Origin of the sequence: Eubacterium sp. BL-380-WT-2B, assembly GCF_009696115.1 — a bacterium.
GTDB lineage: Bacteria > Bacillota > Clostridia > Eubacteriales > Eubacteriaceae > Eubacterium > Eubacterium callanderi.
The window spans coordinates 78840-101550 of record NZ_VUMP01000012.1; the positions used below are offsets into that span (position 1 = coordinate 78840).

Consider the following 22711-nt stretch of genomic DNA (forward strand, 5'->3'; position numbering starts at 1 on the left):
TTAATTAGAATTTTGCTAGTAATAGCAATTTATAAATGATATAATAGAATCCATAAAAAGTAAAAAAATGACGTAGAATATGGTATTCTACGATCTTTATTTTTTTGCTTACATACACTTCATATGGATTGTTTTATACTAAAAGATAACTCCGTATTAATTTTTATCTATATACTTTTAATCTGTTTTTTTCTATAGTACGTAAAATACCTCCTGTCAAAAACATGCCGATTTCATAATTTAATTCTGTCGTTATTAAGGGACTCCCCATAAAAAAATCCGGATTGCTCCGGTCTTTTAATTTTCCTGTCCCGCTGAACAGTACGCTATACAAAAGCTTCTGTTCTATGGTAAAATGAGATCAACTCATGTAAATCGCGGAGGATAGTTTTGGATCAATTAGCTTTTGCTGCACTGCTTTCACTTATTCAGCTCCTGCCGGCGCTCTTTTTATACCGGGCTGTTTTTAAAGGCAATTTCCGGTTTGGCACTGGCGTTAATATTCTGATGGCTGCTGTACTTCTGATTTCAAGCACTGTTACCTATGCTGCTGTGTTCACACTTGACACCATGCCCGATTCTGGCAATGCGCGCATCATTATCAGTGTTTTGTTTAATGTCACCATCGGCCTGATCTTTCTGTTAAGCGTTAAAGAAAATTTTTTCCTTAACCTTTTTGTGGTATTTATTATTAAAAACTATCTGGATATCGTGGTATTCTTCAGCCAGATATTCTGTAAGCCTTCTCTGTTTGCTAACCCGCCTCTTTCTGCCTTTATTCAGTCTTTAATTTTTGTGTTCACACTCCCCTTTGTTGGGTTCTTCACTGTAAAAGTCATTAAACCCACTGTTCTTGAGACGGGCAAGATGCCTTACTGGCGGTATCTATGGGTTGTTCCTGTCTGCTTTTTTTTGCTGTACCGCTTCTGTATCTATCCGGGTTCCCTGAATCTAACCTCTGTCTCCGCTTATCTTTTGCCTTTTGTCTGGTTTATCGGTACTTTTCTAACCTATTATGTTATTTTAAGGCTGATTCAGGAAAACCAACGCGCTGCTGAGCTCCAAAACAAGCTGGAAATATCGGATTATCAGGCCAGTATGCAGCAAGAGCAGTATAACCGTCTGAAAAATAATATCGAGGAGAATGAGAAGGCCCGCCATAACCTGAAGCATACCCTGCTCATGCTCAAGGGCTATGCGGAAAACAGCGCCCTCGAGCAGATAAACACCTGCCTCAGCGCCAGCCTGCAGTCTGTAGAATCGGACAGGGTGCTGCCTCTGTGCAGCAACGCTGCCATTGATGCCATCGCCCAGCATTACGCCGCTCTCGCACGCCAAAACGCCATTGACCTGCGGATTGACATCAAGCTTCCTGAGCCGCTGCTTTTCTCTGAGGGTGATCTTTGTGTGGTTTTTGGCAACCTGTTTGAAAACGCCGTTGAGGCCTGCCTGCGCCAGAACGGAGCAAATCCCTTTATTTCTGTAAAGCTTGGCATCTCGGGTAAAGGTTCGGTGGTGATTTCCATTAAAAACAGCTATGATCATATAATCTGTAAAAAGGACGATGTCTTCATGTCCTCCAAACGCCATGCAGAAGGGATCGGTATTCATTCGGTTCGACGGATAACTGAAAAATACAGCGGCTTTGCAAAATTTAATTATGACCCTTATGTATTTGAAGCCTCTGTTCTTCTCAACCCTGCCGCACAGACAGCAGGCCGCCGGTAAACATCATAAAAACAGCAAAGTCTTCGGACAATAAAAAAACAGAAACGGCGCTGTGCAGCACCGTTTCTGTTTTTTTATATTTTTTATTTCAACTGTATTTTCTAAACCTTTTCTTTTTCCATAAGTGTTTCTGGCGGATATTTCAGGCTATTTGGCAAAACAAAGTAAATCAGCGCGATGATGCCGGTTGTGGCAATCACATCAAAAACTTTGATAACCATGGTGCCGATGAAACAGGCCAGCACCCAGGGAACACCGGCGGATATGGCCAGGTCGTAAAAATAAACCTCCCACGGATGGGTAAGTGTCCCGCCGGTCTGCCAGATACTGAGCAGAGCAGACAAGACACCAGTGACTAAAATCAGCAGGCCCATGGTTGGCACTGTCTGCTTCCAGTCGATCTGTCCATTACGGCGCATATTCACCCCCACCACCAGGGCGGCGGCGGCACTGACCGCATAGAAGATCAGCGAGCTGCTGCTGTAATTAAACACCGCCAGTCCAAAATTATTCACAAGCCCTACCAGCAGCCCGGCGGTGGGCTCAAGCAGCAGTGCTGCCAGAATGGTGCCAGACATGTCCAGCCAGAAGGGCAGGCCAAAATGCATTGACAGAACATAGAGCAGCCGGTTCATTACAACGCCCAAAACCATGATGATTAAATAGCGTGTCTTATTACTCATTCTGTTCCTCCAGTTCCTCCTCGATGACTTCATCGAGATTCTTCCCTTCTTTTTTTGCCTTTTCAAGGCGTTCCAGCTCTTTTGCGCGTCCGATTTCATCCATAAACCCAGCCGTAACAACACCAGCTGGCATTGCGATCACCGCGATCCCAAAGAGCGATGAAATCATGCTGATCAAACGCCCCACCTCGGTTACAGGGTAGACATCCCCATAGCCAACAGTGGTCAGAGCAGTGGTTGCCCAGTAAAGCGCTTCAAAAAAATTATCAAAAGTATCCGGCTCATAGGCAAACATGGCCAGCGCAGATACAAAGATATAGGCCAGCGCGATGATGAGCACATAGCCCAGAGTTTTGCGTTCGTTTTTGAAAACATTGGCTACATAGGAAAAGGTTTTGGAATAATACAGCACCTTAAACACACGCAGCACACGCAGAATACGGAAGCCCGCGCCCAGAAGCCCAAGAGACGGCAGGATTGACACCAGGTCGATCAGCGCAAAGGGAGTAAAGGGATAGGCCACAAACACCCAGGGTGAATCTTTTTTAATCTTATAATCATAGGTAATCCAGTTAAAAATATAATCGGTAAAAAGAATATAGACGGTGATGGTGTCAATCATCACCAACATTGAATTGGATTCCTTAAACATAAGCGGACAGACACTGATAAAGGCCACCACCATGATGAACACATCATAATATTTGCTGATGACATCTCCCGGCTCCGCTTTTTTTACAACTTTATATATCTGTTCACGCATAGATCAACGCCCCGTCCCTAGAACATATACGCAGACATGGGAAGAATGATATTCCCTGCCACGACAAGGACTAAAATGGTATAGAACATGACACGCCCGTAGAAGCTTGCGAAATCACGATCCTCATATTTGTTACGTATCCGGTTGATATTGATGATTGTCATCGCCACTGCCAGAATGGTCACAATGCCAAAAATATTAACGAACTCCAGCAGGCCAAGCTGCAGGGCGTCCGGAAGCAGATTTGCCCCGACCATAATGTTGGTAACCGTCCCAAAAAGGGCTGCGGGAATCATGCTGAGTGGGTCGACACGGTGATAGGTACAGATAAACAGGGTGATAAGCACCCAGGTAATGGTTCCGACCAGGGCGATAAAGCATTTGACATACAGGCCCATACTGTCACGGTTGAGCTCCAGCGCGGTAATATGCTCTGAATTGATGATGCCACCCGGTATTTCCGGATCACCGTGGTTATTGTCGTATTCGACCATGGTTGTCCCGGTTTCATTACGCCTCAAATCGTAGCCGGAAATCCCAAGTGAATCATTTATGCCGCTGTTTTCCCTGTCATTCACAAATACAACGTCATCCACTGGCAGCTCGGATTCCACATACATGCGGAGCTGATGGGATTCCAACGGGAAACGGCGGTTCCAGTAGTTTTTAGTAATGGACACATCGCACCGGACGGCCTGGTAATTCACGCCATTTTCATGATAGTTTTTAACAACTTCTGTCTTGTTAATGGTGCCTTTATAAATGCGGAAATGTTTGGCCATATCCAGATTATCATTTCCCTCCCATTTAAACCAGATTAAAACCACCATGCGGAAGCTTGAGGTTTTCAGGTTGACTTCCTTCAGGTTTTCCACATAGGTGCCAACCTGCACCCTGGTCGCGTTCTGATCAAACTGAGCCGCCCTCTCCTCAATGTCTTTTGGCGTCTGCAGCATTGAAACCCAGTAGTCGTCTTCTGCTTTTTTGTCGGTGTACATGGTAACCGAAGCATACGCCAGAAAAACAACAATGACGATGACATAGGTTAAAAAACTGAAAAGCAGTCTTTTTTTCTGCCAACTTTTCAATTCGCCGAATTTCATTTCTCTCTCCTCTCGTCTTCTAAAGTCTATTTTGAATACCATCTGGGTATATCAAACATAAAAAGGGAGACAACCTTTCCTGTCTGCCGCATAACGGAAACGGAACGCCGCTGTCTCGCTGTTTCTAACTTCGTGCAGCGCGGGCAGGGCTTACTGCATTACGATTGGATGAGAGGATATGTGTTCACACTGTGAAAGCATATTGGTGTAATGCAAAAACAAAGCGCCGCGCTGCTATCTTAATGAATGGAAAGCCTCTGCTTTTCATTTTCTTAAGACCTTATTAAATATCACTATAATCATAACTGTCTAAAAAAGCAGAATCAACATTCTTACCGAAAACGTCTTTTTTTTACCAATTTTGCGTTTTAAATTTCCAGTCTTTTTTAACATAATATGATAAAATTTGATTGCAATAATTATGAAAGGGGGATGTCTTTATGAAAATCGCGATTATCGACGATCTAAGAACAGAATGTGAACTGCTCTCCGAATACATCCACCGTTACTGCGCCGATCACCAGCTTGATGCGGAGATTATACTCTTTGAAAGCGGTAGCCATTTTCTTGAGCGCTTTGCTCCGCACACCTATGATCTTATTTTTTTGGATATTTACATGGATGGTTTGAATGGCATTGAAACGGCTGAAAGAATACGGGAGAAAGACAGTGACTGTCTCCTCATTTTTTCAACCACCAGCCAGTTTCACGCGGTAAAGGGATTCAGGGTCCGGGCTTTCGACTATCTGGTCAAGCCTTACAGCTATGAGGTTTTTGAGGAAACCATGCGCTATTGCGACGAAACGCTGTTTAAGCAGAGCCGGTACATTGAGGTAAAGGAAGGGCGAACCCATGTAAAAATCTTCTTAAAGGATATCGTTTATACGGATTACTCAAACCATTATATCTACATCCATACTAAACGGCGCATTGTCAAATGCTATATGCCTTTCGCAGATTTTTCGGCGCTGCTGCTGCCCTACCCACAGTTTGTGAACTGTTACCGGAACTGTATTGTGAATATGGATGAGGTCGATGTGCTTGACGAAAAGGATTTTGTCATGCTCACAGGAGAGCGGGTGCCCATCAACCGCGGGCTTCGCACAGAAATCCGGCAGCGCTATGCCAACTATGAAGCTGTTTTTATCGAGCATACACGGGTTCCTAAATGGATTTGGTTTGCAGCGATTATCCTGGTTCTTGCTTTCAGCGTGTTTATTACAAGGATCTACTTCACGCCTGACAGCAGCTTCTATAACATCCGAGGTGGTCTGACATTTATATTTCTGCTCTTTATCATTGCAGCGGCCCTTTTTTGTATCCAGGATAATTATTTTACAAACCTTTTTGTTTTATGCTTTCTGACCAATTACAATGACTATATCCAGCTTCTGGCAAAAATTTTTAATATTGTCTGGAAAAACAGGATCGGCTTTTTTAATCCCTCTGCCGACTATGCCATCACCATTGTGCTGCTAGAGCTGGCCGCTTTTCCGTTTTTGTTCTGGTTTATGCAGAAAATCATCAAGCCTGTCATCGAGCAGACCAGCGCCATGCGTGCATGGCGCTACCTTTGGATTATTCCCATATCCTTTTACTGTATTTTCCGAATCGGTCTTTTTCCGACATTCAGCGATGCCTGTCTTGTCTGGCACAACAGCCTTTTCCTGCTGCCTGTCGCGTGGATTATCGGAACCATTATGACCTACTATATTGTCATGCGCACCCTGTTAGAGAGCTTCACTAATTCCAGACTGCAGTCACAGCTGAGTGTTATGGATCTTCAGATCGAGCTTCAGAAAGAGCAGTATGAACAGCTCCAGAAAAACATTGAGAGCACGCGGGCCGCAAGGCACGACCTCCGGCATAACCTGCTGGCCCTCAAGGGCTACGCTGACCAGAGAGACACCGACGGACTTCTCCGGTATATTAACCACTACCTGAAAATACTGGACACCGATGAGGTGACTTCCTTTTGTGAAAACTACGCGGTCGACACCATCCTCCGCCATTACTACCTGCTGGCGCATAAGTCCGGCATCGAGGCTGGTATTACGGTCAATCTGCCAAAGGAGCTGCCAGTCACCGAGATGGACGCCTGCGTGGTTCTGGGAAACCTTTTGGAAAACGCGCTGGAGGCCTGCCTGCTCCAGACAAAGCTGCACCGTTTTATCCATGTCAGCATCGGTATTGCCGGAAAGCGGATGGTGGCCATTAATGTGAAAAACAGCTACGAAAATGAAATCCGGCAGGAAAAAGGAAAATTTTATTCCACCAAGCGCGCCGGAGAAGGCATTGGCCTCACCTCTGTCCGCCATATTGCTGAAAAGCATCAGGGCTTTGCCCATTTTGACTACGCCGATCATATTTTTAAAGTCTCTGTTTTACTGATGCCGGACAGCAAAAGCAAATAAAAAACTCCTGCCAGCTGCAGGAGTTTTTTTATTTATGGCTTCAGATGAACCAGGCAAAACACATCAGGAGGAAAGCATATCTGCCCTTTCCATGAAAATTCCCCGTTTTATGGAAAAGGCACAGCATCAAAGATCAATGACCGGCGCTCTGGATAACACCGGATTTCCAAAAGCATCATATATGGAGGCACGCTTTGGAAGATGATTAAAATGAATCGGACCAACGCTTTCAATCGGATTGATGCACCTGTCCTGGCTGCCAAAAATCGGAATTTTTAAAATAATTCTGCTGTTATTTTCTGATGCCGCCCCCCAGTTTGAGATTGTGGTGTATGGCCAAGGGGGGCCGGTCCGCCGGCCGCAGTGGTGAAAATGATAATGTTAAAAGCGTGTTATTTTTGAACCAGTTCTATGGCTTCAAGGTGATGAAGCTGTCTGGAGGAGTCCCAAAATCACAGCCCCGCTGGTTCGGCAGGACTACCCCTCATGACTGTGTTCCATAGCACAGCCATTTTTACCGGCGCCATCAGAAAAATCAGAAACAGCTGATGTGTCATGAGACCTCTTAGCGAGAACCTCATCTCCCCATCAAAAACAATTTGCTGTATTTTTTTACAAGAACACAGCGAAAAACTTGTTTTCATTATAAAAATGAAAATAAACAGCACAAATGGAGCGTCTACAGCCATACCAGAGATTTGAATTGGTATGGATGAGAGGATTTTATACTTGCTTTCACAAATATAGTCAAACCTCTGGAATGGCAGGGTGTGCTTATCTCAAAAGGCGTGAGCATATGGGGCTCTTCCTTTTGTGATCCATCGGACAACTAAATTATAGCACTTCAAGTCATCTTATTGTAAAATATTACGGTAAAAAATTACCCGTTTCGGTAAAATTTGGGGCAACTATCCCTATTTGGGTATATGGTTAATGGATACTTTAGCGCTGTTTCACACTTGCTTATCTATCTCTTTTCCATTATAATGAAACGGAATACAAAGACAGGAGATGACCTTTTGAACGCTTTCAGCCAAAAAATTTATTTAGAGCTGCCGGCACCGGGCCAGGGCGACATCACAGCAGACCGTGAACGGCTTCTGCAGGGCCTTGAAGCTACCTTTTCACCGCTGGCGGTCTCCTATAAAACCTATAAAAAATATGCTGCCGTCTGCCGGAAAGCCGATTTCAGGGTAACCTGCACCCTGGTTTACGCCGGAACCCACTGGGAGCTGACGCGCATTGAAGCCGGTGACACCACCGCACAAAACTACGGACTGGCCGTGGATCTGGGCAGCACCACAGTGATCATGCAGTCCATTGACTTAAATACCGGACAGGTGCTGGCGGAGAAAAGCCGCTTTAACAGGCAGATTGACTACGGCGATGAGATATTGAGCCGCATTTTTTACACCAAGGGCAGGCCTGACCATCTGGACGAGCTTCAGGCCAGCACTGTCCGTACTTTCTGCGACTTACTGGATGACCTCGCCGCCCAAACCGGCATCGCGCCAGAAGCCTACAGCATGATGATTGTGTCCGGCAACACTACCATGACCCACCTTTTCCTCGGCATTGACCCCTGGCCTATTTTTGAGGTTCCTTTTACCCCCATGTTCAACCATACGGGCTTTATACCCGCTGACGACCTGAGCCTGCCCATCGGCGGACTGGTTTACTGTATGCCCTCAGCCGCCAACTACCTGGGCGGCGACATCATCAGCGGCCTGCTGGCCGCCCGGCTTGATAAACAGAAAAAGCCCTCCCTCTTTATCGACATTGGCACCAATGGTGAGATGGTGCTGGGCGATGAAAACTTCCTGATCGCCGGGGCGGGCGCAGCCGGACCGGCACTGGAGGGCGGTATCAGCAAGAGCGGCATGAAGGCCGGACCGGGCGCCATCGACCATGTGTCCATCACAGATGGTGTTTTGAGCTGCACCACAATTGATAACGCGCGGCCTAAAGGCATCTGCGGCTCTGGCATCGTGGATCTGCTGTCCGAAATGCTGCTGAATGGCTGGATCGACTTTTCCGGAAAGTTTAATCCTGACGCCACAGACTGTATCGTGCCCACTGAGGACGGCTATGCCCTTCGGTACGCTGACGGGGAGGAAACCGCCGACGGCGCCCCGCTTTTTTTCAACCAGACAGATATCACGCAGTATCTGGACACCAAGGCTGCTGCCAACACCATGGTGGCCTACCTTCTGGAAGCCGCAGGTCTTGGGCCTGAGGACATTGACCAGGTCTTTATCGCCGGAGCTTTCTGCGCTCATATCAACCTGGAGGCAGCGATCAATATTGGTCTGTACCCCGACCTGCCAGCCGGGCGCTTTACAGTTCTGGGCAACAGCTCCCTGACCGGCGCCAGAGCGCTGCTGCTGGACTACACCCTTTTTGATACTGTGGGCGCGCTTCAGCACAACATCCAATATCTGGAATTTGGCGCGGCATCAGATTTTCTGACCCGCATGTTCGCCGCGCGCTTTCTGCCCCACACCGATCTGAGCCTCTACCCCACCGTGCGGCAGCGCTTAAAGGAACGCGGTGTCCTGCGCTGAGCACAAAAAATCCCACGAATCATTCGTGGGATTTTTAAATGCTCATTCCTATCTTTTTCCGGGCATTTCAAGGCCCTCCAAAGCCTTATTGATAAAGTCATTAAAGGGCTTTATCCGTCTGAACACATCCACAGCCTCCGCCAAGAAGGCCTCACGGTCCAAAAACAGGTCTTTCTCTACAGGATACTCCACATACCAGGATTTATGCTTTAAAAGTTCGCCATAAGGATGTTCTTTATCATAACCGCGCGGCACATTTTTAAGCTTTTCACCCTGGAGCGTTAGTTTTTCACAGAAGGCAGGCGCCGCTAAAACAGCCTCAAAGCTGCTGCCCTGCGACACAATCTGGTCTCTTATACGCCGGGTGATCTCGGGCATTTTGGCATGAAAGACGCCGCCGCCCAGAAAAATCTGATCCGGCGACACAAAGAGGTAATCCCCCACCGGCACCATGCCCCTGCCCTCCGGCGAAATATGCGCGCGGAAAGACGGCGCGTAAGGGCTTTTATCCTTGCCGAAGCGGGTGTCCCTGTTGAGCCTGAAAACCAGGTCGCTGGGGTTTATGAGGCCCAGACCGGGTTCGTCTGGCAGCATTTTTTCCATTAAATCGGACACAAGGCTGACAAAGGCGGCGCGGGCGGCCTTGTACTCTGGCTGGTGGCTGTGCATCCATTCCAGCGAGTTGTTATCCCGAAGCTGTGCCAGGAAATCCAGCATTTTTTCACAGTCGTTCATCTTATATTCTCCCCGCTTTCTGAATCGAGACCATTGAATCTGAAGCCACCAGGCTGTCGATAAAGGCCCGGGCTTTTTCCGGCACGCGGTACTCTGGCAGGCTTTCAAACACACCGGCCAGAGCGTCCATATTTTCCATTTCCTGTTTACAGACCTCTAAAGCGCTGTACTCCAGACGCGCAGGGTCCAGGCGCTTCTGTCCCACGGCGTAGCCAAGGCGCTTGCTGCAGGCGCACATACCGCTTCCGCTGAGGCCGCAGTATTTTTTCAGAAAGTCATTAACCTGCCTGCGGATGCGGGAGAGCCTCTGGCGGTAGTTTTCCGGCGTTGTGTCAAAAATATCCGCTCCCATGGCGCTGTCAATTCTGAACATGGCGCCCAGCACATAGATGCAGCGGCTTTCCGCGTCCAGGCATTGCAGCATGACATTGGTACAGGAAAGCTTCAGCTCCTCGGCCAGAAGCTCGGCGTCCACTCCGGCCTGGGGGTCCGGGCAGCGCTCGGCCATGCCCTGCTCAATATCGCGGGCGTAAAAATCAAAGGTGAGGGGCTGGCGGTCGAAACGCGAACGGCGGTAATCCACCAGATAGTTTTTGGCGATGCGGTAAACCCAGGTGGAGAAAAGGCTCTCTCCCTTAAAAGACGACAGGCTTGTCATAACACGGATCATGATCTCCTGGGTGGCGTCCTCGGCGTCCTCAATCATCCCCATCATGCGCAGCGACAGGTTAAAAACCATATCCTGAACCGATTCCAGCACTGTCCCCAGTGCGTCTTTATCCCCTTCTACGGCGCGTCGGATAAAAATGTTCATCTCTTTTTCTGAAACCATAATGTTTCCTCCTTTATGCTTATACAGAATTAGACGACAAGAAAAGTCAGCTGTGACAAAATTTAAGTATTTTTTTCGCTTTTTTGGCGCCTAAATAAAAAGAGCAGCCTCTAAGCCGCTCTTACTGCCGTTTAACCGGCGAATACATAGCCATTTTTACTGTTTTTCTTACGCGCATACAGGGCCTGGTCGGCCGAACGCACCAGTGCGCTGTAGCTACTGCCATTATCCGGTGACTGGGCAATGCCAATACTCACAGTAATGCTGCAGCCGGGAATATCCATGACAGGCTGTGTCACAATCTCACAGAACTTTTGCGCAGACTGGCCAATGCTGTCCCGGCTGGCTGTCTTTTCCGCAAAGACCACGAACTCGTCGCCGCCCGCACGGCCCATGATGCTCTGGCCGCCAAAGCTCTCGCGTATCCGGTCGGACAGAACTTTGAGCACCGTATCGCCGGCCAGATGGCCGAACACGTCGTTAATCTCCTTAAAATCATCAATATCAATCATCATCAGCACTCCCCCGGTGCCTTGCTCAAGGCGGGTGTTGATCTCCTGCTCGACACTGACCCGGTTTAAAAGGCCGGTCAGAGAGTCCAACTGAGCCAGCCGCCTGAGTTCGTTGGTTTTCTGCTCAAGGGCATGACGGAATTCCTCGTTGCGTTTTTCCGTGATGGTCTTAGGAAAGAACTCTCCCTCCAGCTGTTCAAAGTTTGGGACTGAGTGGTGCAGGTGGATAATCTTAAAGGTATCCCCGCTTACCCGCAGTGTCAGGGAAAATCGGGTGTGCATGGCCGCAACCAATGGGTTGTCACTGGCCTCATGGGCGTCAAAGCCTCCAAAAACAACGACAAATTCGTCACTCATGACCCGTACCTCATACCACTGGTCATCAATGGTAAAATGGCCGTTCCACTCCTCAGTCTCGCCTAAGATCGCTGTGCGAACCTGCTCAAGACTATAACAGATTTCGCCGTCTCCGGTGCCGATATAGGAAGCGTTGTCATCAAATACACTGGTCAGCTTCAGCAGATCGCGGTTGATGAGATAATCCTCCCATATGGATTTTGCAAAGGCGACTGCCTTTTCCTCAATCTTTTTCATATACAGGCTCCTCAGTTTCTCGTTGTATCTATTATACAGTGCTTTTACGCCTGGGGCAAGGATTAATTAAACCATCAGAGCAAGGGTTCTGTAAGGGATTGATACACTCCGCCTGGAGGCACGCCGTTTCGACGTACCTCCATTAAATGCTGAAAAAGGATGCTCCTAAAAAGGGTGCATCCTTACTTACTGTTAAAATATTTACTGCAAAATGTTAAAAATTTTTTGGAAGGGTTATTTTCTTGAATTATTTATTCATTTGATGAGCAGCCGGCGGCAGAGTACCGCCGGCCAGAGGGGTGATCATTTCACTTGGAGAATGAAATCATCGGGTTACGCATCAGACGATGCGTCAAGTTTGCCCTTTCTATGGGCTTTAATGTATTTACTGCAATAGCTGTCTCTGCCCAGGAGCGCGGTGGCGGTGATGATGTCCGCCATCATTTTGCCATTGGTGGGGTCAAGGACGTAGCCGTCCATCCCCAGGGTCATTGTCTGGACAACAAACAGCCGATTGAGGATGCTGCGGTTCGGCAGGCCATAGGAAATGTTGCTCAAACCGCACATGAAGTGTACATCGGGATAATCCTGCTTGATCTGGCGGATGGTGTCGAGCACCTCTGCTCCGGCACTGGTCACGCTGCTGATGGGCTTGACCAGCGGGTCAAAGTACATGTCGTCATCGGCGATGCCCTCGGCCTTCAGCTTGGCATAAAGGTTATGGACCACCTTCATGCGGTCGGCTGAGGTTTCGGGCATACCAGTGGAGTCCATGCACAATACAACGATTTTGGCGTTATATTTTTTAATTAAGGGAAAAACGGATTCATAACGCCCGTCCTCGTCGGAGATGGAATTGATCATGGGACGGCCGTTCTTACACAGGGCCAGACCCACGTCCAGTGCTTTGGCGTTGGGGCTGTCAATGCACAGGGGGGTGTCGACCTCGTCCTGAACAATGTTCACAAGCCATTCCATTATTTCCAGTTCGTTCTTGACCATATTGCCGCAGTTTACGTCGATATAGGTCGCGCCGGCGTCTGCCTGTTTTTTGGCAAGCTCCCGGATGAACGCTTCGTCTTTATTCTGTACCGCCTCCTTGACCAGAGGGCGGCTGGTGTTAATGAGTTCACCAACAATTGTCAGCATCTGAAATGCCTCCTGTTCGTCAAAATTTTATTCGCTGTCTGCTACATGGCCATCATGCGGTCGCAGAGCTCAACCGCGGTGGAGGCGTCCTCTGAATAGCCGTCCGCCCCGATATCATCGGCGAATTCCTGAGAGATGGGTGCGCCGCCGATGATGATCTTAACCTGGTCACGCAGGCCGGACTCGTTAATCATCTTGATGGTATCGTCAATCTTCATCATGGTGGTGGTGAGCAGTGAGGACATGCCCACAATGTCTGGCTTGTGTTCTTTGATGGCTTCCACAAACTGTTCTTCCTTCACATCTACGCCCATGTCAATAACTGTGTAGCCGCGGCTTTCCATCATTAAGACCACCAGGTTTTTGCCGATGTCGTGCAGGTCACCGTTGACAGTGCCGATGATGACCTTGCCCTTGGTGGGCATATCCGCATCGGTGATCAGGGGCTTAACCACCTGCATGCCTTCGTTCATGGTATCCGCGGATTCCATAACTTCCGGGACAAACATTTCACCGCTCTTAAACAGCGGGGCCACAATGTTCATGCCGCCGATGAGGCCGTCGTTGATGATGGCGGCGGGGTCGATCCCCTCATCCACTGCCTTCTGCACCAAGTCCTTGATCTCATCCAGTTCGCCGTCCAACACACAGTTTTGAATATCTTCTAAAATTGCCATTTTTATATCCTCCGATTTTTTTATTCCTGATGAAAGCTGTTTACCTGCTCTTCCGGCGCGCAGTGTGTACTGAGCCGCACCGGAGGGAATTGTCCAAATTTTTATAATTTTTAACAGTGAATTTCTGTTTTAAGAATATTAAGATCAGGCCTTTAAGCCATAGCCTTCAGGATGCCACTTGTCCATGTCCAGCTCGGGCTTGATTTCTGCGTAGAACTGTTCCGGATCGTCTGGAATCTTGTCCACTGCTTTTTCCATCTTGTCGAGCCATTTCATGTCGCGGCGGTCAGCCTTGACCTTTTCGGCCTTGATGGCGTCGCGCAGCTCGTTAATGGTTAATTTGGCGGCCAGTTTGGTTCTCAGGAAGTTATCCTGCTCTTTCACCAGCCCGCCGGCGATCTTAAGCACAACATCGGGTCTTAAAACCCATGCCTGGACATCCAGCGGCGCGTCAGATTCAACGAGCAGGTCGCGCATCATAAGGCCCTGGCCTTTTTCCTTGGCCACGTTCATGAGACGGCAGTCATATACCAGCTGTTCCATGCCCACCACAGGGGCCATCTCGGATAAGAGCTTGACCTGCTGGATGGATTCATTACTCCAGGTGTCGGCCACGGCTGCCGCGATGTTGCCAACTGGGCTTAAATGGGCGCCAGCTGCGGTTTTACCTTCCATGGCGATGGGACTGCCGGTAATGGCCTTGAGGTATGGGCCTTCATAGGCGCAGTCCTTGCTCGGTCCAACCGCGCCCTGTTCAAAGGCCACCAGGGCTCTCGGCACTGCCACAACACGCATAACCGCTGCGAACACATGGGGGATAAAGCCTTTTTCGGCCAGAACCATGGCGGTGTTGGCAAAGCCACAGGCAGAGTCGCCAGCGGCGAAGCAGCCATTGGCATCGGATAATTTAACCAGATTGCCCCAGAGGTATTCCATGTCGCGGCAGCCCAGCACGCCCATGGCGAAGATGGCTTTGCGGATATCGGCCTTTACGAGGGCTTCGTCATTGATTTCCTTGCCCCCGGTCGATTCGATGGATAAAAAGTCTGAACCATCCTTGGCGCACTGTTCGTACAGCTCCAGCATGGTATCCCAGTACTTGCCGCCGCGCATAACCGGAGGACGGCTCATTTCGCGCAGGTCGTTGGGGGTGGTCCGCAGGGCGGCCTTGAGGCCGTACTTGTCTGCCGCTTCTTTAATGCCATTGATTAAAATACGGTTGGCGTCAATCCCATATTTAGGATGCTCGGTAAAGTCCGGCACAGTTTCAAATTCGACCAGTACACCGGGCGCGTAGAGCTCTGCCGCCCTTTTGAGCACACCGTCAATGATGTTTGAATAAATGCCCAGAGCCTTGTCGATGGTCGCATCGTTGACATCCATGCCAGGAAGCGTGAAGTTGATTTCCGGATAGATGGTGCCGCCGCCGATGACCATGCCGCTCTTGGTGGTGACTGGGTTCGGGCAGGAACCGTAAATAAAATCATCCAGATTATTAATTGCCAGTTTATCAAATTTCTTTGCCATTTTTGTATCCTCCACTTTTTAGTTCGTTGAATGCTGAAGGGAGTCTTTGTAACAAGGGTTGATGACAATGAACCCGGCCATTTCCACCAGGCGCCGGAAAATCTCATTCCCGTCCCCCTGTCCATCTCCATAAACAGGGCCAAGGGCAATGGCGCCAGACTTCAGGTCATCCATTTTGCTGCCGACCACAGGTTCCAGCCGCTTTTTGACCTCTTTAAAAAGCTGGCCTGCCAGTAACAGATCCCCGGCAAAGTATTCCCCAGCCTCAAAAAGTGTTCCGACCTTCTCCGTTCCCCGCCGGCAGGCTTCAATCACACCTAATCCTTCTTCCCTCGATGGATCTAAAGCTAAAAATTCATCGACAAACACCATGAGCTTTTCTTCTTCCAGATCTGCCATCAGATTTGTGATTCCTTTAAATTCCATAAGAGCCTCCCTAATCCTAAAATATTCTTTTTAAAATATCTCTTTAACTCTTTAATACACTCCTCTTTATTAAAATATACATTTTTATAACCCCGCGGGACTTATTAAATAATTATTTATGTTATTATAATACACCCGGCATGGCTTTCTGTCCTTGGACGATTTATATACTTTTCGGTAATATCTTGCTTTTTATGATTATTATGCTAATATACCATCAAAAAAAGACGCTGTTATTTTAAAACATCGTCTTTTTAAGAATATAAACCATGCAAACAGTCTTGTATCCGCAGCTTTAATGGCTTTTGCCTTTAACAGAAGCATTTCGAAATTTTCCATTTTCCATTTTTAATTTTCCATTTTTATGGTGGTGGCCGTGGCAGATGGGACAGGCCTCTCCATCGTGGTGATGGTGTTCATGGGCTTCCTCGGTAAAGGTTTCTGTCACCCGCATGACCACCTGGCTGTAGTCCTTCTCGACAAGCAGCCAGGAAAGGTTTAAAAGCTTCCGGCTCTCCCCGGCGTCGATGCCGCTGACCAGGGAATTGATGACCATCTCCGCCTGGCCCGACGTTTCATTTCCGCCGGTATACTCGTGATGGACGCCGGTCAGGGCGTTGACACAGCTGAACTTGATAAAGGCTGTGTCCGAAAGCTCTGCCAGCCCCTTGATATGGCCGATAAAGGTCTTTTCCTTTTCAGAGATGCGTTTGGCGTACACGCCCATCAGGCTGCCAATCATTTCCTCCCACTCCTCTGGCGTCATGGGGCTGTCGGATTTAAACTGAAGCTTGAAAACCGCTGGAATAAACTCATTTTGATACATTATTTTCTCCTGCCTAACGGACTAAATATGTCTTGAATGCCGGTGTCAGCCCAGTGCTGACATCCATTTTAAAGACCGGCAGCCTGTCCCCAAGCTCCCGGACCATGCCCTCCGCCTCGCGCACAGCGCACTCGGGGGCTTCATCTATCTTGTTGATCACCACCGCCCGGGCCAGCCCCAGAGAGCTCATGAGCAGGCTGTTCAGCCGCACGCGGTACAGATCCACCCGCAGCGGGTCAAAGATAAACACATTGCAGATATCCTCGGGCGTGTACCCGCAGTTTTCCATGGACGGGTACATGGAGGCCGGATCGGCCATGCCAGACGGCTCAAACAGGATGTAGTCAAGGCCGTCGTATTCTGTCAGCAGATGGTTGATGGTGGCCTCCAGGGTTACCTTCAGCGTGCAGCAAACACAGCCGCCGAAGAGATCGTGCACGTCATAGCCCAGTCTGCGCATCTGCCGGTTGTCGATGCCCACCTCGCCAATCTCATTGACAATGATGGCGCACTTTTTATTTTCTGCTGCCAGCAGCTCGATGGTTTTAAGCAGCATAGTTGTCTTGCCTGAGCCTAAAAACCCGGTAAAAAGGATGATATCCGGCTTTTTTTCACACATTTCTCACACCTCACTTGTCCCAAAATAGCCGCTGCCCCTGCCAAGAATATGGTTGACCACGTCGATGGCCCCAAAGATATCCTTACCGTAGCCGTTGGCGCCCACCTCATCGGCAAAGTCCTGGGTGACAGGCCCGCCGCCCACAATGATCTTCACCTTGTCCCGGAGGCCTTCATCGGTCACCTCCTGGATCACATTGCGCATCTCACCGATGGTGGTGGTCAGCAGGGCAGACATGGCTAAAATATCCGGCTGGCACTTCCGGATGGCGGCCACAAAACTGGCGGGCGGCACATCAATGCCCAGGTCGATGACCTCATAGCCCTCGCCCTGAAGGCTCCAGGTGACCATGTTCTTCCCGATATCATGCAGATCGCCGGCCACAGTGCCGATGACCACCTTACCCTTGTGATGGCTCATGGCCTTTGTGAGCAGCGGCTTGAGCACATAAAGGCTGGCGTGCATGGCCCGGGACGACATCAGCACATCGGGGATATAGATCTCCCCTTCCCTGAACTCCTGGCCGATTTTGTCCATGGTCGGAATCAGCGCCTTTTTAATGATGGCCTCCGGGCCGATTTCGAGCCCCAGGGCCGCCTCGGTTTTATCCTTCACATACTCTGCGTCGCCGTCCACCAGGCCCTGCTGTATTTCCATAATAATCTGATCCATGCGCTTCTCCCCCCTATCCATATGCTCTGCACGCCTACCGGCTCTGCCTGAACTGCGTCGGCGTCATGCCTTCATTTTTTTTAAACACCTTTGAGAAATAGCTCGCGTCACTATAGCCCAGCCGCACAGCGATCTCGTCGATTTTATACCGTGTGTTGCCCAGCATCTTCTTGGCCTCGTCCAGCTTGACCCGGGTCACATAGTCCATGACAGTGATGCTCTGGCTCTCCTTGAAGATCCGGCTCACATAGTACGGGCTCAGATAAACCGAATCCGCGATTTCCTCAAGGGTCAGGTTGCGGTTATAATTGTTGCGGATAAAGCCCTTGATGCCCTCAATGGCCAGGCGGTTCTTGGTCTTGCTGTTGGTCTGAATCTCTTTAAAATAGCGCTCCAGCACCTTCAGCGCCGCGGTGTTGATCTCCTCGGTCGAGTAGCAGGTGCCAAGCTCCTGCATGAAAGCCGCGTTGATGCCCATGGGCCGCTCCGAGTTGACTCCGGCCTCCACCGAGGCTCTGGACACCACCACCACCAGCTCAAAGACCCGCGCCCGGACCACGGCCAGGTTACTCTGCACGGTATCGGCGAGGATGTCGGCCAGCATGACCTTGAAAATCCTGCGGCATTCGTCCAGATCACCCAGCCGGATCTTGCCGACCAGGCTCTTTTCCTTTTCGATGTAATAGTTTAGGCTCTGGCTGTTCAGCTTTTCCTCCAGGCTTTTGCGGGTGGCGATCTCATCATTTAAGAGCGTCTGTTGAAGCTCAAGCTCTTTTTTGCGCTGCATGCTCTGCCAGGCCGCGTTCACAATGTAATTAGCCATGATCGACTGCAGTGAAGCGGCGCTCTGCACCTTTTCACCCGACACCACCTGAAGCTCCTTAACGGCCTTAAACAGCGGCTCAAAATCATCGGTGAGCACGCGGTTCATTTCCTCAAGCTCGATCCAGAAAAACTCCTCGGGCTCCCACATGAGCACCTGCCCGCAGATAACACTGCCCAGATGCTCGCCGTCCACGATGATGGGTGCCGCCCATTCCACCAGGCCGCCTGGACATCTGAAAATATAGGGCTCGTTAAACAGGGCTGCCTGCTTGCCCGCGCGGGCGTAGGCGCCCTTGCAGCGCTGGACGCCCTTCTGCTTTTCCAGCTTCCAGATCAGCTGGCAGAAGCTGCAGTTGATCTGGGCGTCAGCCTTTGAGAAAATCGAGCGTCCCTCTGTGTCCACGATGTTGGCGGTCAGGCCTGTCACATTCGTAAAGGCGTTCAGGATCTCGACCAGCAGATTTTTATCCACCAGCTGCAAAAGATACGCCCGTGTGGAGGGCCTGTTCCCTCCTTCCCCTGCAACGCTGTTTCTCATTTTCACGCCTCCTTGTGTTCGTTTTCATCTGCCGCTATCTTTCTATATATAGTTATATAACAAAAAACGCGCTGTGGATAGGAAATTTCTTGTCATTTTCTGTACTATTTTGTGCTTCCTTCATGGCATGGAAAAAGCGGTAAAAGACACTCTGGTCTTTTACCGCCTGATTGAATCAAATTTCTGTTTATTTTTGTGTGTATTTTTCAAAATGAACCCGGCCGGCATCGTAGCGTTCTTCCACCTCGTAGGGCCGTTTGGCATAGCCAAAGGGAATGATGGCGTAGGGACGGATGTTATCCGGCAGGTCAAAGACCTTTGTGATGTGGTCCATGCGTTCCTTAAGCGGGGCCACACCCAGCCATACCGCGCCCAGATCCTGACTCACAGCCTCCAGCAGAATGTTTTCGCAGGCAGCGCCCAGATCCTGTTCCCAGTGTTCCGGGAAACGCATTTCATCGGTGTTGCCAAGCGCCACGATGGCCGCCGGCACCTTGGCCACAAATTTGGCGTAAGGGTCGGTTTCGGACAGCTGTTCCAGTGTCTTTTTGTCCTCAACCACAATGAATTCCCAGGGTCGCTGGTTTCCGGCAGACGGCGCCTGCATGGCGGCCTTTAACAGCATTTCTATTTTTTCCTTTTCGACCGGCGCGTCTTTAAACACTCTGACGCTGGCGCGATTAAAAATCTCGTTCATATCATATCCTCCTATGTGTTAAGCTATTATAACTATTATATACCCAAATTCAAAAAAGGAAATGAAAATTTTTAAATTTCAAGCCGTTTTTTTCAGATAAAATCGCAGACGCGCTTCACCATGACACTGCTGCCGGACACAGGGCGTTCCTGCGCCAGGGTCTGAACGGCTGTCACCGCAGAAGCGGCCGCGCTTCCACGGCTCTGAATAAGCGACTGTGTGGATTGAAACAGCCCTGCAAGGGCAGCGGTCATTAAAATCAACAGCGCGAGGACCATAATGGTCAGCCGGTCTGTCTTTTTTGTCTTCGTCATTTCGTACACCCCCAAGGTTTATTTCCTAAGTATGTGCTTAGTATAACAAATCATTGTGATCTTTCTGTGAATAAATTCTGAAATATTTCTGAAGAATTAAATTTCCACATGGATATAGCCGCTGCTGTAATAGGGCAGCACGTTCAGCCCGCAGTCCTTTGCCCCGGCGGCCAGATCCCCGACACCCACCCCCGGGCAGTACAGGTCCGCCGCACAGCCCCGTTTGTGAAAGGACCAGCTGACGCCTCCAACCTCCTCATTGCGGGCTTCGCACCGCACGCCTGAGGTGATGATGACCGGCCGTCCAAAATAGCACCGCAGGGCTTCGATCTTCTCTAAAAGCTCGGGCTCCACAACGCAGGGCCAGCCGTCGCAGTAGCCCGCGCAGTCACACTGGTATTCTTCCATGGCAAAGTGGGGCGTTGCCATGAGGGGCGTCCGCGCTTCTGCATCTCCATCAGGCAGGGCGCTGTCACTGTCCTGAGGCGGCGGAAATACCGGTTCCCTGGACTTTTCCGTTGCGGGAGCGTCTGTTATCCCTGCGGGCGGGTCCTCTGGGATGACGGCATTCTCAGCTCTTTTGGGGCCAAGGCTTTCCAGAAACATCATTGAAACCACCGCGCAAACCATGACCAGCCCGATGATAAATGTTTTTTTCAATCTTTTCATGTTTTCCTCTCTGTTTGATCAATAAAAAAGGGGCTTTCGCCCCTTTTTCAGAGTGTAGACAAATGCTGTCATGAACAGCCAGAGGGTTAAAGAGAGGGCTGTTCAGTTGAAAGTTGAAAGTGGATAGTGGAAAGTTCAGGTGCAAGTCTGCCATTGGCCGATTTGATCAGATGCGGCCTGCGGCCGCGTTTTTAATCGCTTTGGCATCAGCCAAAGGGGTCATGAACCTTCCACCTTCAACCTTCCACCTGAAACTGTTTCCTGCTTTAGCTTTGCCGCAGACTTTCAACTTTGTCGACAGCCTGAAAAGGGGCTTTCGCCCCTTTTTTACACTGTTTCCTCAATGGCCACATCGGTTTTGATGGTGTCGACCTTCACCGCTCCGGTCACCTTGACCAGACCAAAGCCGTCGGGCAGAAAAGCGCCCTGGTCTAAAACAGCTTTCGCCCCTGTCCTGATCTCGGCATCGGTGATGCCCTCCTTGTAATCGGGAATGGTGATTTTAAACTCCTTCCCGTCCGTGCGCTGAAAATAGATGGTTAAATCTTTGTTGGTTGTTGGCATTTTTGTAGTCTCCTTCTTATTTTTAATTTTGTGGTTCTGGTTTACTTGTATTCTTTTTTAATGGAGAATTGAGAATGCAGAATGGAGAATTTCGGAACAAAATCGCGATGCGATTTTGATGAAAATCAAACCGGCTCTGCCGGTTTGGCCCTTTAATTCTCAATTCTCAATTCTTCATTCTCCATTGTTGAAATCGCTATGCGATTTCAACAATCTCTTCCGCGGTCACCTTCACCTGCTTTTCCCGGATGGGCTCCTGCATGCCGGCGATGGCTTTGGCAGTGCCCACAAAGGACGCATCGGTGACGGCGGGATCAATATCCCCATAGGTCTTTGAGGACTTGACGATCTTTCCTTCCCTTTCGCCGTGGTTCACGGTGATCTTCATCCCTACAGATTCAATGTTTTTTTCAATGGTTGCCATTTGCTGTACCTCCTGATTTTTGATTTGGCGTTTTTGCCTTACACTTAATACAATCGCTCAAAAATCAAAAAGGTTCCCGGATTTTAAAAAAAATTTAAAAATTCTGCTCAGCACGAAGAATACCATTGTTTTTTTATATTCTTTTTATAAATCTGTGGTATGATTAAAAATAAATACAAACGCTATGAATTGGAGGCAGCAGTCATGCTCTATTTAAAGGCACTGAACACAGCAGATACCCGGCAGGAATACCAGTTTTTTCAGGAAATCCAGAGTGAAAGCGGCTTTTTAAACCCATACCACGGCATTTCCTACAGCGATTTTGTCCATCAGGCGGTTCCAGAGCGCATTGATGCCTCCAGAGGCATTGGTGTGGCCGAAGGCCTTGTCCCGGACACTTATTTCTTTCTGTGGGAGGATACACAGATCGTCGGTTTGTTTAAAATCCGCCATTACCTGAATGATTTTTTAAAAAAAGACTGGGGACACCTCGCTTATGCCATTTTGCCAGAATACAGGGGCCGGGGCTATGGCACAAAGGGTCTGGCACTGGCAGTGGAGGTCTGTAAGGGCCTGCTGCCTCCCGGGGAGGATGAAATCTACCTGTCCTGCTATCTCGACAACACGGCCTCCCTGAGGGTTATGCTCAAGAATGGTGCTACCATCCACCACCACAATTCGACAGACTATTTTACACGAATCAAAATCCGATGAAAAAGCCGGAGCCACTGATCTGAACCCCAAAAGTTAGACAAAAGAATTAAATCAAGCAGCTTCGAGGGCTTGCTTCCTGTGAACAGCAGGAGGTAAGCCCTTTAGCTTGGCTTTGATACGACGGTTATTGTAGTAGTCAAGG

Annotated in this window: 25 protein-coding genes; 5 read left to right on the forward strand and 20 right to left on the reverse strand. The window is 49.2% G+C overall.

Annotated features, from left to right (window positions below):
* Positions 1-390 precede the first annotated feature (390 nt).
* Complete coding sequence (locus tag FYJ53_RS20125) at positions 391-1728, forward strand: sensor histidine kinase (RefSeq protein ID WP_154557704.1); 1338 nt, start codon at positions 391-393, stop codon at positions 1726-1728.
* Between the two features lie 101 nt (positions 1729-1829).
* On the opposite strand, the gene FYJ53_RS20130 is transcribed toward FYJ53_RS20125, so the two are convergent.
* The 3 genes from FYJ53_RS20130 to FYJ53_RS20140 are packed head-to-tail and all read right to left on the reverse strand — an operon-like array spanning position 1830 to position 4277.
* Positions 1830-2411, reverse strand: a complete 582-nt coding sequence (locus tag FYJ53_RS20130; RefSeq protein ID WP_227930282.1) for a hypothetical protein — start codon at positions 2409-2411, stop codon at positions 1830-1832.
* Complete coding sequence (locus FYJ53_RS20135; RefSeq protein WP_070081224.1) at positions 2404-3174, reverse strand: ion transporter; 771 nt, start codon at positions 3172-3174, stop codon at positions 2404-2406. Before FYJ53_RS20135 ends, FYJ53_RS20130 begins: the two co-directional genes overlap by 8 nt.
* A gap of 17 nt (positions 3175-3191) precedes the next feature.
* Positions 3192-4277 carry a hypothetical protein gene (locus FYJ53_RS20140; RefSeq protein ID WP_073383037.1) on the reverse strand — a complete coding sequence of 362 codons (1086 nt, stop codon included), beginning with the start codon at positions 4275-4277 and terminating at the stop codon, positions 3192-3194.
* A 440-nt stretch (positions 4278-4717) separates the two neighbouring features.
* On the opposite strand from FYJ53_RS20140, the gene FYJ53_RS21265 reads away from it, so the two are divergent.
* From FYJ53_RS21265 to FYJ53_RS20155, 3 genes are all read left to right on the forward strand, one after another.
* Entirely contained in the window at positions 4718-6691 is a 1974-nt protein-coding gene (locus FYJ53_RS21265) for a GHKL domain-containing protein (RefSeq protein ID WP_195840283.1), read from the forward strand.
* A gap of 34 nt (positions 6692-6725) precedes the next feature.
* On the forward strand, positions 6726-6896 hold the full coding sequence (locus tag FYJ53_RS20150; RefSeq protein ID WP_154557705.1) for a hypothetical protein: 171 nt from the start codon (positions 6726-6728) through the stop codon (positions 6894-6896).
* 814 nt (positions 6897-7710) lie between these two features.
* On the forward strand, positions 7711-9255 hold the full coding sequence (locus FYJ53_RS20155; RefSeq protein WP_154557706.1) for an ASKHA domain-containing protein: 1545 nt from the start codon (positions 7711-7713) through the stop codon (positions 9253-9255).
* A gap of 48 nt (positions 9256-9303) precedes the next feature.
* Here FYJ53_RS20155 and FYJ53_RS20160 read toward each other — a convergent pair whose 3' ends face one another.
* From FYJ53_RS20160 to FYJ53_RS20235, 16 genes are all read right to left on the reverse strand, one after another.
* On the reverse strand, positions 9304-9990 hold the full coding sequence (locus FYJ53_RS20160; RefSeq protein WP_013380312.1) for a DUF2461 domain-containing protein: 687 nt from the start codon (positions 9988-9990) through the stop codon (positions 9304-9306).
* 1 nt (position 9991) lies between these two features.
* Entirely contained in the window at positions 9992-10822 is an 831-nt protein-coding gene (locus FYJ53_RS20165) for an RNA polymerase sigma factor (protein WP_154557707.1), read from the reverse strand.
* 131 nt (positions 10823-10953) lie between these two features.
* Positions 10954-11928: a diguanylate cyclase domain-containing protein gene (locus FYJ53_RS20170; RefSeq protein ID WP_148428791.1), complete on the reverse strand. Its 975-nt coding sequence runs from the start codon at positions 11926-11928 to the stop codon at positions 10954-10956.
* A 333-nt stretch (positions 11929-12261) separates the two neighbouring features.
* Complete coding sequence (locus tag FYJ53_RS20175) at positions 12262-13074, reverse strand: methyltetrahydrofolate cobalamin methyltransferase (RefSeq protein ID WP_243144017.1); 813 nt, start codon at positions 13072-13074, stop codon at positions 12262-12264.
* Between the two features lie 44 nt (positions 13075-13118).
* The gene (locus FYJ53_RS20180; RefSeq protein WP_013380308.1) at positions 13119-13754 is read right to left on the reverse strand and encodes a B12-binding domain-containing protein; all 636 of its coding nucleotides are present in this window, start codon (positions 13752-13754) and stop codon (positions 13119-13121) included.
* A 144-nt stretch (positions 13755-13898) separates the two neighbouring features.
* A complete protein-coding gene (locus FYJ53_RS20185; RefSeq protein WP_154557709.1) occupies positions 13899-15281 on the reverse strand; it encodes a methyltransferase MtaB domain-containing protein in 1383 nt (460 codons plus the stop codon).
* Between the two features lie 18 nt (positions 15282-15299).
* Positions 15300-15707, reverse strand: coding sequence for a B12-binding domain-containing protein (locus FYJ53_RS20190; protein ID WP_154557710.1), 408 nt, complete (start codon positions 15705-15707; stop codon positions 15300-15302).
* A 295-nt stretch (positions 15708-16002) separates the two neighbouring features.
* Positions 16003-16533: a hypothetical protein gene (locus FYJ53_RS20195; RefSeq protein ID WP_148428781.1), complete on the reverse strand. Its 531-nt coding sequence runs from the start codon at positions 16531-16533 to the stop codon at positions 16003-16005.
* A gap of 13 nt (positions 16534-16546) precedes the next feature.
* Positions 16547-17152 (reverse strand): GTP-binding protein, encoded by a 606-nt coding sequence (locus FYJ53_RS20200; RefSeq protein WP_148428779.1) that lies wholly within the window; start codon positions 17150-17152, stop codon positions 16547-16549.
* Positions 17153-17155: 3 nt separating this feature from the next.
* Positions 17156-17824 carry a B12-binding domain-containing protein gene (locus tag FYJ53_RS20205; protein ID WP_013380302.1) on the reverse strand — a complete coding sequence of 223 codons (669 nt, stop codon included), beginning with the start codon at positions 17822-17824 and terminating at the stop codon, positions 17156-17158.
* A 34-nt stretch (positions 17825-17858) separates the two neighbouring features.
* Entirely contained in the window at positions 17859-19187 is a 1329-nt protein-coding gene (locus tag FYJ53_RS20210) for a PocR ligand-binding domain-containing protein (protein ID WP_154557711.1), read from the reverse strand.
* 187 nt (positions 19188-19374) lie between these two features.
* A complete protein-coding gene (locus tag FYJ53_RS20215; protein WP_013380300.1) occupies positions 19375-19884 on the reverse strand; it encodes a nitroreductase family protein in 510 nt (169 codons plus the stop codon).
* 92 nt (positions 19885-19976) lie between these two features.
* A complete protein-coding gene (locus FYJ53_RS20220; RefSeq protein WP_090415126.1) occupies positions 19977-20198 on the reverse strand; it encodes a hypothetical protein in 222 nt (73 codons plus the stop codon).
* Positions 20199-20294: 96 nt separating this feature from the next.
* Entirely contained in the window at positions 20295-20867 is a 573-nt protein-coding gene (locus tag FYJ53_RS20225) for a D-Ala-D-Ala carboxypeptidase family metallohydrolase (protein WP_154557712.1), read from the reverse strand.
* Between the two features lie 327 nt (positions 20868-21194).
* Entirely contained in the window at positions 21195-21431 is a 237-nt protein-coding gene (locus FYJ53_RS20230; RefSeq protein WP_154557713.1) for a DUF2922 domain-containing protein, read from the reverse strand.
* Positions 21432-21627: 196 nt separating this feature from the next.
* Positions 21628-21855, reverse strand: a complete 228-nt coding sequence (locus FYJ53_RS20235) for a hypothetical protein (protein WP_154557714.1) — start codon at positions 21853-21855, stop codon at positions 21628-21630.
* Positions 21856-22059: 204 nt separating this feature from the next.
* On the opposite strand from FYJ53_RS20235, the gene FYJ53_RS20240 reads away from it, so the two are divergent.
* Positions 22060-22569, forward strand: a complete 510-nt coding sequence (locus tag FYJ53_RS20240; RefSeq protein WP_041689857.1) for a GNAT family N-acetyltransferase — start codon at positions 22060-22062, stop codon at positions 22567-22569.
* A 51-nt stretch (positions 22570-22620) separates the two neighbouring features.
* Here the strand turns inward: FYJ53_RS20240 and FYJ53_RS21945 are convergent.
* A partial coding sequence (locus tag FYJ53_RS21945; RefSeq protein ID WP_369522214.1) for an IS3 family transposase occupies positions 22621-22711 on the reverse strand: 91 nt, incomplete at its 5' end.